Origin of the sequence: Tenacibaculum litopenaei, from assembly GCF_964514025.1 — a bacterium.
Lineage (GTDB): Bacteria > Bacteroidota > Bacteroidia > Flavobacteriales > Flavobacteriaceae > Polaribacter > Polaribacter litopenaei.
The window spans coordinates 58,367-71,589 of sequence record NZ_CAZEQT010000006.1 but is presented as its reverse complement, the minus strand read 5'-3'; the positions used below and the strand labels follow the sequence as shown (position 1 = coordinate 71,589).

Sequence of the window (13,223 nt, the reverse complement as noted above, 5' to 3'; positions counted from 1 at the left end):
AGGCTTTGCTAGTTTTATTTAAAATAAATCTAAATAAAAATTGTTTATTTCCTTCAAAGTAACTTCCTTTGTGGTATTAATATAAACAACAAACAAAATGAAAAGATTCTTTCAAATTGCAGCAATTATTGCAGTAACTGTTATTGCTAAAAGTTGCTCTTCAGAAGAAACCCCTGTTGATGACAAAAAAGTAACCGCTAAAGAAGTCATCATCAATTACGCCAAAATAGTACACCAAAACTATTTAGACAGCTACAATTCCGCAGTTACCATGCAGAATGCCATTACTGCGTTTACTACTACACCTACACAAGAAAACCTTGACAAGGCTAAAAAAGCTTGGTTAACAGCCAGAGAGTTTTACGGGCAAACAGAGGCATACCGTGAATCTGATGGGCCAATAGATACAAGCAGCAATGCCTGGTCAATTAACAACGAAGGGCAAATGAACGCATGGCCTTTGGATGAAGGGTATATCGATTACGTAACTGCTTCGTCTGATTCTTATTCGGGATATACAGCTTATAAAGGTGGAATCATTGCGGGTACAGAAACCATTAATGAAGCATTACTCGTTGGAAAAAATGAAAAAGAGAACGACGAGTCTATCTCTACCGGTTGGCATGCTATTGAGTTTTTATTGTGGGGACAAGACGAAACCAATCCTAAGGAAGTAAAGCCAGGGCAACGTCCTTTATCTGATTATACCACAGATGCTAAAAAGGAACGTAGAAAAACCTATTTAAACGTTGTAACTAGCATTTTAGTAAAAGACTTAAAAAAGTTAGCCGACACATGGGCTCAGGGAGGACAGTACTATACAGTATTCATGGCACTTCCAGAAAACGAAGCGCTAAAGAATATCGTAAAAGGTCCTTTTTTCTTGGCGAACGAAGAATTATCAGAAGAGCGTATGTCTAAACCTGCTGACTCTGATAAAGGAATTGATAATTGCGGTCAAGAAGACGAGCACTCTTGTTTTTCAGACAACACCCATAGAGATGTTGTTACCAATGCTCAAGGAATTATCAATGTTATTTTTGGTAAATATGGAAATATTTCGGGTCCATCATTTTATGACCTCGTTAAACAAAAGGATGAGACCTCTGCCGCTACCCTAAAAGCAAAAGCTGATGAAATGATGACTGCGATAAACAAGATTGATCAAAGCGCTAAGAACAATGTTCCATTTGATTTGTTATTGTTACGTGAATCGATCACAAGTCCTGGAATTGTAATCCAAGGTGCGCAGTCTTTGAAAACCTTAGGAAACCACATCAGTGCGTCAGCTACTGTAATCAATATCTCGGTTAAGTAACATTGCCTAAAAAATAGTCTTATGAAAAATATTATTATTCTATTCCTACTGTTCCCTTTAACAATAGTTTCTCAAACTATTGAAGTTACTGGGAAACAATATAGAAGTTCATCTGCTCCTACCCATCCAGGGAAACTCGAGAAAGTAAAATTAAAAATCTCACTAGAAACTGGGGTTTATAGACAGTACGGTTTTTTCAAATTTGCTAGACAAAACTCCAATGCAGATGGATCCAATAAAGGTACTTTTAAAATCTTTAGGAGGTATCCCTATTTCAACAAGGATAAATCAAGAGAAGTGTTTAATCTTTCAGGAGAATACGTATTTTCAAGTCAGAAAACAGACTTTTTGATTTTAAAATGTAAAGACCAAAATAAGGGTTGCTACTATCAGGATGATTTTTATCAAGTTGGAAAATTAAGCGTTTACCGATCTGAAAATGACTTTGATGAAGATGGAATTGTCAACAGTCTTGATAAATGTCCTTACAAACCTGGTCCGATTTCAAACAATGGATGTCCTATGGTACAACCTATCAAAAATCCAGATCTATTATTAGATGCGAATAAATCTACATCAGTTATACCTAACGAGTCTGTTGGTGCTGCAACTCAATCATTGAGTAATAACCATTCACACTATATGTATTTAAATTCACAATTACATTTATCCTTAATAGTTAAAAACAATGGTGAAGGCGCATCAGGAAAAACCAAAATAGGTATCTATTTGTCAAAATCGAATTCGTTTAGTGACGCAAAGTTAATTCAAAAAGTGGCTGTTAACCAGATAAACTCCAAATCTGGAATTTCCAAGAGTTTACAACTCAATTATCATGATTTGACGAGTGCATATGGTATCACTGGAACCGCATATTTACATTTAAAAATGGACAATGATAATGACGAGTATGAGGGAACTACGGGTGAGAATAATAATATTTATTCTTCAAGAAGAATAACTTTTGTTAATGCTATAAAAAAACCTTCACTTTCGGAAGGACTGATAACCGTTTTAAATTCAAAAGGAATGGTTATGAAAAAAGCCTTAAAAATTACATCAGAAGATGATGTAAAGCGTGTTATAAAAAATCTACCAAAAGGAAAGTTTTATATTCATAGTGACCTAGGTAATAAAACCATTATCAAAAAATAATCTTTTTTACATTGAACCGAAGTAAACTTCGGTTCAATGCTTTATTAACAGAATGTATTACATTACTTAAAATGTACTTAGAAAAATTAAATCTGAAAAAAACACTCCTATCTGCACTCTTACTATCTTCTTTATATAGTTGCTCTGACGACCCTACTCCAAATACAGATCCCTATCAAGCATTAGCAACCTATCAAGAAGGGGAAGAAAATTTGATTGATGATCTTAGCATTAGTAGCACAAGTAACAATGCCTTTGGTAAAGAAATCCCTGGCTTAAGCTCTCTTGACAAATTGCGTTTTGCTTCTGGAAATTCACTTTTTAATCAGTCATGGGTCTCTGCACCTGCCTCTACCAGTGGACTTGACGGATTAGGGCCTACTTTCAATTCCAGAGCTTGTGCAAGTTGCCATTTTAAAGACGGTAGAGGAAAACCTTTTGAGCCTTCAAACATCGGATCTAAGGGGTTTCTCATTCGCTTGAGTATTCCTGGTAAAGACCCTCACGGTGGTCCTTTACCCGTGCCGAGCTACGGTGATCAATTACAAAATCACTCAAATCTAGGCATTCCGAAAGAGGCCAATATCAACGTTGCCTTTGAATACATCGATGAAAAATATCCGGATGGTACTCCGTACCAGCTTCGAAAACCAATATATACCTTTAGCGATGAAAATTTTGGTTCGCTAAGCGGTGTTTTGTTCTCACCGAGAATTGGACAACAAATCATCGGTTTAGGGCTAGTAGACGCACTCCCGGATAGCGAAATTCTTAAAAATGTCGATGAATTCGACGCCGATAATGATGGAATTTCAGGGAAAGCAAATTATGTATGGGATGCTATCAACAATACCACTGCGCTCGGTAAATTTGGCTGGAAATCCAATCAACCGAGTTTAAAACAGCAAACAGCAGGCGCCTTGTTTGGAGATCTCGGATTGACGACTTCTATCTTTTCGGGGAACCCCTGCCCTTCTCCTCAAAAAGATTGCTACGACGCACCCAACGGAGGTAGCCCTGAGGTAACGGATAAGCAAATGGATCGCTTTATGTTATATCAATCTTCCCTCGCAGTACCTAAACGCAGAAACTACAAAGCTCCAGAGGTATTAAAAGGAAAGGTTGCTTTCCATAAGTTAAAATGCGTGAGTTGCCACGCTACAAACTTTAAAACGGATACCTACGCTTTTAATCCGCTACTGAGTAATAAAACGATACATCCCTTTTCTGATTTCTTACTCCATGACATGGGAGAAGGATTGGCTGACAATCGTCCCGATTTCTTAGCCGATGGACGTGAATGGCGCACACAACCGCTGTGGGGAATTGGATTGATTAAAACGGTTAACAAACACACTTTTCTACTTCACGATGGACGTGCACGAAATATCGAAGAAGCTATTTTATGGCACGGTGGAGAAGCAGAAAAATCGAAAAACGAATTCAAAAAATTATCAAAGACTGAACGGGAGCATTTGATTGCCTATATCGAATCTCTATAAATCCTACACAACATGAAAATTTTAAAGTACTTAAGTTTCCTGTTAGTCCTAATCACTATGTATCAATGCTCTAGTGATTCGACACCCGAAACGGACTATAAACAAGAAGTTATAAAGACCACGACAGATGTCCTTATCGTTCCTAGAATTGACTCATTTGTTCAGAAAGTAACGGAATTTCAATTGGCAGTACAAGCGTTTTCAACAACGCAAAACGAAGCCAATTTGAATGTCATGAGAGCCAAACTAAACGACGTTAGTTTGATCTACGCCAAGTTGTATATCTACAATATTGGAGAGGCTAAAAACAATTTCATGAATAGGAAACTAAATTTTTGGCCTGTTTTCAATATTTCTATTGAAAAGCAAGTACAAGAAGGAACCTTTACACAAGCCAGTATATTGCAATTAGGAAGTGCTGCCAAAAATTTACCAGGTTTAAATTATCTGATTTTTAAAGACAAGGATGCCAGCAAAACTTTGGCTGAATATACCGCTCAACCTCATAGAAGTCGTTTTTTAAAACTCGTAACTAACGAGTTTTTACAGCATGCTAAATCACTGCAAGCAATTTGGTCAGAAAGCGGTAAAAACTACGCGAAAAGCTTTAAGGAAAATCGTGAAAATGGCTTGACCAGTTCTTTCAACCTACTTTTTAATGGTGCTTATAATGTTGTAGATAACTGTAAAGTGACTAAAATTGGAAAACCAGGTGGCCTAGAAAAATCACCACATACCAATCCTGAAATTGTTGAAAACTACTACGCAGAGAATTCATTGGAGTTGGTTTATCAAAACTTACTTTCTGTGGAGGAAGTGTTCTTTAGCAAAGAAATCACCTCAATCAGTAAATACATTGAATCGAAGACGAAAAACAACGATTTAAATACGAAAGTTCAACAGCGTATCAATGCCGTTAAAACAGCTATTAAAGCCGTAAAATCACCTTTAAAAACAGCGGTGAATACGGAAAAAGACAACGTAAAAGCAGTACATACCGCTTTTAAAGAGTTATTGATGGTACTGCATACCGAAGTAAGAAGTACCTTGGGCATCATCATTACAGGAACTGATAACGATGGCGACTAATGCCTCCTACAAGCACGGATATAGTCAAAAAAACCAGTACTTTCAAAGTACTGGTTTTTTTTAGGGGTTCTATCTGTTTTATCCAAGATTAAAGGCCGCTAGTAATCTTTGGGTGTAGTGTTCCTTAGGGTTCGCAATTAATTCGTTGACCGATCCTTGTTCGATCACAACTCCATTTTTCATTACCAGTAGGCGATCGGCAATCATTACGGCATCGTTAATATCATGCGTAACAAAAATTGCCGTGGTCTTGGTTTTCTTCAACACCTCTTTGACCTGAACTTTTAATTCACTCTTGATAATCGCATCCAAATTACTGAAAGGTTCGTCCAATATCAATAATTTTGGTCTCGGTGCTAAGGCTCGTGCCAGAGCAATTCGCTGTTGTTGTCCTCCTGAAAGTTCGTGAGGATAACGCTCTTCATAACCAGCGAGTCCTACTAGCTCAAGTACTTCTGCAACCCGGGTTGCCGCTTCCTTTTTATCGTTGATTCCATAGGCTATATTCTTGTACACATTGAAATGCGGAAACAGCGCGTATTCCTGAAACACCATGCCCACCGCTCGTTTTTCGGGAGGTAGAAAAATAGACGCATTGGTAACGACCGTGTCGTGGAGTACTATTTCTCCTCCCTGTATGTCTTCTAATCCTGCAATCATTCGAATCAATGTAGTTTTACCACTACCACTCTCTCCAATAACTGCCAATACCTGCTCATTATCTAATTGAAAAGAGACTTCGCGTACCGCTGGATTTTCATTATTTTTATAATACTTCGTTACCTGTCGTAACTCAACAACTGCTTTCATATGCGTTATTCGTTTTTAGAAATCAACCTATTTAAAAATACGATAGGTATTATTCCAATTACCACAATCATTAATGCCGGTAATGCTGATTCAACAATGAGTTCGTCACTGGCGTATTCATAGGCTTTAACCGCCAGCGTTTCTATTTTATAGGGTTTTAAAATCAGGGTCAATGGCAGCTCTTTAAGCACATCCACAAATACTAAAATATAAGCACTTAACAGTGCGGGCTTCATCAATGGGAAAACAACTTCACGCAAGGTTCTGAGCTTCCCAGCCCCCAACAAATACGAAGATTCGGACAAGCTCTTTCCCAGTTTTAGCTCACTAGCTTCTACAGGATTGTAGGCAACTGCCAAAAACCGCACCACATAAGCGTACAGCAATACTCCGATACCTCCATTCAGAAGCAGACCTATTTTTACATCAAACAACCATTGAAAACTATGAATAAGCCATTTATCAAAAACTAAGGTAGGTAACAAAACCCCTACGGCAATCACCGCTCCAGGAATTGCATAACCGATAGTTGCCACGCGTGATAAGCGGCCAACCAAAGGTAGCTTGTTCCACTGACTTAAAAACAGCAAACTCAAGGCTACTAACAAAGTCGCCAAGGCTGCTACTCCGGCTACTGCTAAACTCTCTAATGCTGTGGTGAATAATTTCCCCATAGCTTCCTCATCGATACTTAAATACGCCCAGTACAACAACTGGAGCACCGGAACTATAAATCCGACAACTACAGGAACTACAGCCAAAAAAGTACTCCCTAATTTTCTCAGGCCACTGGTTTTTCGCTTTGTCAGTTTATGAGATGATTTTACTGCGTTGGCATAACCAATACGAGCCCGTTGTTTTTTTTCTAAAAGAATCAAAACAAAAATTATGGCAACTAAAATTGCCGACAAATAAATCGCTGTCTCCGGTTCTTCCAACGAAAACCACGCTCTAAAAATCCCAGTCGTCAGCGTATTTACACCGTAGTATTTCGCAGCTCCATAATCGTTTAATACTTCCATTAATACCAAAAGCAGTCCTCCAAAAGCGGCTGGTCTGGAAAGGGGTAATATCAATTTTAAAAAGCTCTTCCATTCAGAAGCTCCCAATAACTTAGAGGCCTCCAAAATAGCACTGGACTGATTCATAAAAAAGGCTCTACAAGCCACGTAAACATAAGGATATAAAGAAACACTCAACACAAAGATAAGTCCCCAGATGTTCATCACATCTACTTTTGTCTCTGTTACTAAATGCACGATCCCTCCATAGTCTAGAATACCCGCGTAGGCATAAGCAGTAATATAAGAAGGAATGGCCAATGGCATAATAAGTAACCAAGTCAAACTCCGTTGCACGTACAAATCGTATCGCGACACCAACCAGGCCGGAATAACCCCAAAAAGGGCGGTCAATACCACAGTTCCAGCTATCAATAGCAAGGTATTGCTGAGATATCCTGGTAAGATCGTGCGTACCATATGTCCCCAACTCTCTCCGGGTCCCTCGATCAGATTCCAAAGTAAACTCAACAAAGGAAGGCTTATAAACAAAATAATGGTCAATAAAATTATTGACCATTTATCTGTATTCTTTTTAAATGCTGTTAACTTAAACTGCAAAATATTTTGGTATACTTAATTATTTCCACTGTGCTTGGTCAAATACCAATACAGCTTTTTTATTGTTTTTTCCTAATGCTTCCAAAGATAAGGTATCTTCTTTAAACTCTCCCCAGCTTTGCAATAATTCAGAAGGTTTTACTGCTGTATTTACCGGATATTCGTAATTTGCCTTTGCGAAAACTTCTTGTGCCTTAGCACTCGCTAAATATTCTATAAATTTAATGGCATTGGCCTTGTTAGGCGCGTATTTAGCAACTCCAGCTCCACTAACATTGATATGCGTCCCTCTCGAATTTTGATTCGGGAAAAACAATTGGATCCCCTCTCCTGCTTTTACCTCCTCTGGATCTTTGGAGTTGAGTAATTTTCCGATATAATAGGTATTTACCACAGCAATATCACCCTCTCCAGCGACTACTGCTTTTACTTGATCCCTGTCGTTTCCTTTTGGTGATCGAGCCATGTTGTTTACCATTCCTTTGGCCCATTCCAAGGCTTTTTCCTCTCCGTCATTAGCGATAATAGAGGCCAATAAAGATTGGTTGTAGATATTTCCTGAAGAACGAATTAACAAGCGCTTGTTCCACTTTGGTAATACCAAGTCTTCATAACTGGTCAACTCTTCTTCTTTTACTTTGGCGGGATTGTATACGACAACTCGCGCTCGCTTGGTTAAAGCAAACCACTGATTGTCCTTATCTTTTAAATGAGTGGGAATGGTTTTGTTTAAAAATTCGGAACTCGCTGACTGTAACAAACCTTTGTCTTTTGCTCTTACCAATCTTCCAGCATCCACTGTTATTAATACATCGGCAGGAGACTGCTCTCCTTCCAAGGTCATTTTCTGAATGAGCTCATCAGCTTTGGCATTTACCACATTCACTTTGATTCCCGTTTCTTTCTCAAAAGCAGCAAACAATTCTTGGTCCGCCTTGTAATGACGGTGTGTGTATACGTTTACCTCCTTTTTTTCCACTGGTTTAGTCTCCGCTGCCTGGTCTTGTTTCTTGCTCGGTGTATTGCAAGAAAATGCAACCGCCAATACGGTTGCTATCATTATTACTTTTTTCATCATTTACTATTTAACAGCACAAATATAACTATTTAGAACAGTTCTAAAGACCTTCACTACGATATTTTATCGTAACGCGATTGCCAGTTGTACTTACTAAAATTGATTCCGGTCGATACTCCTGCATAGAGTGCCCATCCTAAAAACCCTTTAAAAAAGAACAAAAACAATACGAGAGCATAGCCCCAGCTATCTTGGCCTTTAAAGAAAAATGGATAACAAGTAAGTGTTAAGATTGCAGCAAGTGCTACGATAACCAGTGTTAAATTTCCAACGCGTTGCAATGCCCAATATTTCATTGCTCGATACGGACTGACATCATTTCCCCATTGATGAATGAGGTAATAGTGCTCGTCTCCTAACGGATAGAAAAGTAAAGGGTCGTCTGCTTTTTCTACGGTAAACAGTTCCAATGGCGCTAAAATTTTAAATCCGTTAAGCACAGTGTCATGTTGCTGTTCTAATTGTCGTATTTGTGAAATAGCCTCGGCAGGAATAGCCCCTTTAAATCGCGTACTCGATAAAAATCGAAGACGGTAGCGTATGGCTATCCTTTCTATTTGATTGATGTGGAAAATTCTTTGGGTATCTAATAACGATGGTTGCAAAGCTTGCGGAGTTTCGAAATGCTCTTGCTCAAGTCGGCTCTGAATACTTCTACGCTGTTCATCTAAGGTTTGAAATACTTCCTGAAGCCAACGATCCATTGACGCTTCTCCTAACTCTCTATCTCGCTCTTTTTGCAATGCCTCTTTAAGATTAACTGACTCTAACATATCACTATACTTTCCTTAAAGATAAGCACTTAAACCACAAAGAGCAAACTCGTTGAAGTTTGCTCTTTATTTATATTCATTTTAAATCTTTATCTGTAATGTGAGATAATAAGTTCTCGGTGCGGAAGGTATAATTCCAGGTCCAGGATATCCGGTGGCCCTTCTCGTAAAATACTTCGTATTGAGCAGGTTATTTACTCCGGCCTCTAACTTAAAGTATTTGTACGTATACGAAGAAGAAAAATCGAGTACGTCATAACTTGGAATCTGACCATTAACCCCACTCAAACTAGGATTAACTGAGTTTGATGCATCTGTAAATTGCTGAGACAAATAGGTATACTGCAAGCTTGAAGAAAAATCTTTAACACCAAATCGAATCCCTGTTTTCAGATTTAACTCAGGAACAAACTCTACGCGATTATTCAACACACCTGCAACGTCAGAGCGCGTGTACTCTGAATTGATAAATGAAGTATTCACAAAGATATTCCATTGATAATCTGTTGAAAAATCGAATATTTTCTTCATGTTTACATCTATTAAACTCTCGATACCCAAAATTCGAGCATCTCCTACATTAGTACGCTCTTGAACAACCCTTCCGTCAGGTAAGCCCTTGGTAACTATACCAATTCGATTGTTGTAAAACAAGCCAAATGCCCCTACATCGTAAGATACCAGACCTCGAAAATTTCCGCGAGCACCGATATCAGCAGTAAATCCTTTTTCATCGCTTAGGCTTCCAATACGGAATGATGGATTCACGATATTGATATCTGAAAATGTCACAGAACGGTAATTTTGAGAAACGTTGGCATACAGCTCAAGTGCTGATGATGGCTTATAGCTCATCCCTAAGCCCAAAAGCACAAAACTTCTTTTATTGCTATTGGCACTCTCTACCGTTTCATTCAAGATAACATTCCCCGCTCCGTCTACATTAATGCGCTTAAAAAACCCATCGCTCTCCGTCTTGATATACTCAAATCGAAAACCTGGAGTAATAGAAAACTGATCCGTTAGGTACAAAATATGTTCCCCAAAGACCGCGATATTTAGATTGGGGTTTTTATAATTAGATTGGTTGGCATAGTTAGGAAAACGATCGGTAGTCGGCGTAAAATCAGCATTCGCTCCGTCCGTTCCGGGACCTTGTACCGAAGTATTATCCGCTTTATAGAATTTCGTTCCTAACAAAAAGGTAGCTTCTTTTCCAAGTAGCTTGTAAGAGCTCAACAATCGTGCTTCAAATCCGAAATTTTTAAAATCACCCGATATTAAATCACGAACGCCTCCTGGATCTAATTGATTAACTCTGTTCGTTCGAAAGCCTAACGCTTTTCGAGTAGCGTCCAGTCCAAAAAAGTTAAACGTAAAATTAGTACGATCTGAAAAGGCATGACTAAAATTCACATTGTACAACAACCAATTAACCTCAAACCAGTTTCTAGCTCGGTTACTTTGAAAAGGGTTTTGCTCAAACATAGCATCTGTCAGTCCACCTGCCTGTTGGGCCAAATAATTTAAATACGTGAGCTCTGCAGAAACTTTGGTTCTTGAATTAAACTCATAGCCTACAAAGAAATAGGCATTTTTAGATTCAAATTCTGAATTTGGTCTAAAACCATCACCTCGTTTGTAATTGTAATATCCCAAATAGCTCCAATTTCCTTTAGTACCACTAACACTGGTAAAATTGGTAAACAGCTGATTGCTTCCTAGCGTATTTCGAGTTACGATTTCCAAGGATTTATTCGGGTTGGGCTTTTTCAGAACAAAGTTTACCAATCCTCCAAACTGAGTTCCGTACTGCAAAGAAGCCGCACCGCGAATTACTTGAATTTCTTGAATTGCTTCGGCTGGTGGAGAATAATAACTTTCAGGATATCCCAACACATCTGCACTGATGTCATATCCGTTTTGACGGGTATTAAAATTTGATGTTCTATTGGGGTCCAAACCTCTACCACCGATGTTTAATTGCAATCCTGCATCGTCATTTTCGTAGATATTCAATCCAGCTACCTGACTGTATATTTGCCTTGCATTGTTTGTCGCTAAATTTACCGTTGACTCATCGAGCAAAATAACCTCTGTCTTTTTTCCGGCATAAATAGCAGTTTGTTCCACATCTTTTAATCTACGAACCTGAAAAACGCGGCGTTTTTGTGCCTTAATCACAACTTCTGAAAGATTTTCTGTAAAGGCATCTAGAGTAATATCCAAACGATTTACTCCTTTTTGCAGTCGAACTTTCTTTTCTACCAACTGATAATTTTCTACGTAGAACATCAACAATTGTTCAGCGCTCCCCACTGAAAATTCGTACGAGCCATCTCCAGAAGTCAAAGCCAATAAAGTTCCTTTACTACTGTAAATTTCCACTTTATTCAATGCCTTACCGCTGTTAGAAACGACTTTTCCCTTCAGGGAGAACTGCGCCTGCACACCTTGACAAATACCGAAGATAACCAGTATTACTATCTTTGCTTTTAAACTAAATTTCATATTGAAAAACCATTCTTTTCTTTTAATACTTATCTGCTTCTTTTCCTTCTCTTCCAAGGTTGTTTACACAACTTTTTAATTTCGAGCAAAAGTACAGAATATCGACTACATGCTGGACAATTGCAAGGATAAAAACAAAAAAAAACTGCCTAATAATTAGACAGTTCTTAAATTGTATACGCGGCTCGTTTAGTCGCCATCAGCATCTACGTAATCAACGGTTACTTTGAATGCTTGTAACATATCAACCTTTAACAATACCACAGCTTTCTGCAGTTCGTCATAAGCCTTTGTCATTTTTGTATTGTCATTCGTTACTTGCCAGTAAAAATTATCATTTAACGATTCTAATTGAGTTTTAGCGATATCGAATTGACCGTTTATCAATCCTACCAAACTTCCTTTGTCAAGTGCTTCTAGGTACGACTTAAAACTATCCCCTGAAGTACTTCCTGAAAAGTGCGTTCCATTAAAAAGATTTTTCACCGCTTTTAAGGCCTCTAATGCCAATGCCTTAGAAACATCTTTTCTGTAAAACGCCTCTACCTTTTCAGGTAATGGTGTAGATGAAAAATTTCCAGCAGGAATCCCCACTTTTACTGCTCTCAAGCGTTTTTCGTAATAAAATACATAGTCGTTTACGAGTTTATTAAAAGCGCTGGTTGCTGTATTTCCGGTGCTCTTAACAAAAGTATCTCTGTAAGATCCTTTCCAATTATTTAGTACAGCGTCGTTAACTTCAATCATTTTACTGATTACATCGTTCACATATTTCTTGTAATTGGCGGCCTTAGCATCTGTAGTATACTTAGCTAAAATTTCCGTATCGTTTGCTCCTACCCCGTAAAACAAATAATCTAATGCTGGAAAACCTTGCGCATCGTGATTGTTTGAACTGTTGAAATCATAAGTTCCACTAGCAATGTTGGCATCGATATCTGCCTTGGTAACTGGAAAAATATTCATGAAGTTCACGAACTCCAAATCTTCTGCTTTTCCAATATTAAACATTGCCACGTGTTGCCAAGCCTTGTAGGCATCTAACCAAGCAGTTCTCGCTTCATTAAGTGAAGCGCTTGTTGCCGTCGTTGTAAAAGCCGTGGCTTTTGACTTTAAGGTAGAGAGTTTAGTTTGTACGTTTGTAAATGCCGGAATCACCAGGTTATCCGCTACATTGGTAAGAATTTTCCCTCTGTCAAAGGTATCATCTGGTGTGCTTGGTGTATCTGAACCTGACGATCCACATGCCACTCCTAGCACGGCAATTACGAGTAGTAATAATCCTTTTTTCATCATAATTATCTCTATTTATTCTAAATAAACTATGCAAAGATAAAAAAAGTAGCCGAAATACATCGGCTACTT

Annotated in this window: 10 protein-coding genes; 4 read left to right on the top strand and 6 right to left on the bottom strand. The window is 38.3% G+C overall.

From position 1 onward, the window contains the following. The first annotated feature begins 97 nt into the window (after positions 1-97). The 4 genes from ACKTS5_RS08900 (at position 98) to ACKTS5_RS08885 (ending at position 5,064) form a co-directional block, all read left to right on the top strand. A complete protein-coding gene (locus ACKTS5_RS08900) occupies positions 98-1,318 on the top strand; it encodes an imelysin family protein (RefSeq protein ID WP_408043517.1) in 1,221 nt (406 codons plus the stop codon). A 21-nt stretch (positions 1,319-1,339) separates the two neighbouring features. Continuing rightward, on the top strand, positions 1,340-2,473 hold the full coding sequence (locus ACKTS5_RS08895) for a CARDB domain-containing protein (RefSeq protein ID WP_408043516.1): 1,134 nt from the start codon (positions 1,340-1,342) through the stop codon (positions 2,471-2,473). A 71-nt stretch (positions 2,474-2,544) separates the two neighbouring features. Continuing rightward, positions 2,545-3,975 carry a di-heme oxidoreductase family protein gene (locus ACKTS5_RS08890; RefSeq protein WP_408043515.1) on the top strand — a complete coding sequence of 477 codons (1,431 nt, stop codon included), beginning with the start codon at positions 2,545-2,547 and terminating at the stop codon, positions 3,973-3,975. A gap of 12 nt (positions 3,976-3,987) precedes the next feature. Further along, on the top strand, positions 3,988-5,064 hold the full coding sequence (locus ACKTS5_RS08885; RefSeq protein ID WP_408043514.1) for an imelysin family protein: 1,077 nt from the start codon (positions 3,988-3,990) through the stop codon (positions 5,062-5,064). A 78-nt stretch (positions 5,065-5,142) separates the two neighbouring features. Here ACKTS5_RS08885 and ACKTS5_RS08880 read toward each other — a convergent pair whose 3' ends face one another. The 6 genes from ACKTS5_RS08880 to ACKTS5_RS08855 all read right to left on the bottom strand — a co-directional run bounded on the left by ACKTS5_RS08880 (position 5,143) and on the right by ACKTS5_RS08855 (position 13,154). After that, positions 5,143-5,874, bottom strand: coding sequence for an ABC transporter ATP-binding protein (locus ACKTS5_RS08880; RefSeq protein WP_408043513.1), 732 nt, complete (start codon positions 5,872-5,874; stop codon positions 5,143-5,145). A 5-nt stretch (positions 5,875-5,879) separates the two neighbouring features. Beyond that, entirely contained in the window at positions 5,880-7,496 is a 1,617-nt protein-coding gene (locus tag ACKTS5_RS08875; RefSeq protein ID WP_408043512.1) for an ABC transporter permease, read from the bottom strand. A gap of 19 nt (positions 7,497-7,515) precedes the next feature. Continuing rightward, positions 7,516-8,571 (bottom strand): Fe(3+) ABC transporter substrate-binding protein, encoded by a 1,056-nt coding sequence (locus tag ACKTS5_RS08870; RefSeq protein ID WP_408043511.1) that lies wholly within the window; start codon positions 8,569-8,571, stop codon positions 7,516-7,518. Between the two features lie 56 nt (positions 8,572-8,627). Next, complete coding sequence (locus ACKTS5_RS08865; protein WP_408043510.1) at positions 8,628-9,347, bottom strand: hypothetical protein; 720 nt, start codon at positions 9,345-9,347, stop codon at positions 8,628-8,630. A gap of 81 nt (positions 9,348-9,428) precedes the next feature. After that, entirely contained in the window at positions 9,429-11,858 is a 2,430-nt protein-coding gene (locus ACKTS5_RS08860; protein ID WP_408043509.1) for a TonB-dependent receptor family protein, read from the bottom strand. A gap of 189 nt (positions 11,859-12,047) precedes the next feature. Beyond that, entirely contained in the window at positions 12,048-13,154 is a 1,107-nt protein-coding gene (locus ACKTS5_RS08855) for an imelysin family protein (protein ID WP_408043508.1), read from the bottom strand. Positions 13,155-13,223: the final 69 nt, after the last annotated feature.

Excerpts from the sequence above, each read along its gene's own strand:
- ACKTS5_RS08900 (WP_408043517.1), top strand. The coding sequence starts at position 98 with ATGAAAAGATTCTTTCAAATTGCAGCAATTATTGCAGTAACTGTTATT.
- ACKTS5_RS08895 (WP_408043516.1), top strand. The coding sequence starts at position 1,340 with ATGAAAAATATTATTATTCTATTCCTACTGTTCCCTTTAACAATAGTT.
- ACKTS5_RS08890 (WP_408043515.1), top strand. The coding sequence starts at position 2,545 with ATGTACTTAGAAAAATTAAATCTGAAAAAAACACTCCTATCTGCACTC.
- ACKTS5_RS08885 (WP_408043514.1), top strand. The coding sequence starts at position 3,988 with ATGAAAATTTTAAAGTACTTAAGTTTCCTGTTAGTCCTAATCACTATG.
- ACKTS5_RS08880 (WP_408043513.1), bottom strand. The coding sequence starts at position 5,874 with ATGAAAGCAGTTGTTGAGTTACGACAGGTAACGAAGTATTATAAAAAT.
- ACKTS5_RS08870 (WP_408043511.1), bottom strand. The coding sequence starts at position 8,571 with ATGAAAAAAGTAATAATGATAGCAACCGTATTGGCGGTTGCATTTTCT.
- ACKTS5_RS08865 (WP_408043510.1), bottom strand. The coding sequence starts at position 9,347 with ATGTTAGAGTCAGTTAATCTTAAAGAGGCATTGCAAAAAGAGCGAGAT.
- ACKTS5_RS08860 (WP_408043509.1), bottom strand. The coding sequence starts at position 11,858 with ATGAAATTTAGTTTAAAAGCAAAGATAGTAATACTGGTTATCTTCGGT.
- ACKTS5_RS08855 (WP_408043508.1), bottom strand. The coding sequence starts at position 13,154 with ATGATGAAAAAAGGATTATTACTACTCGTAATTGCCGTGCTAGGAGTG.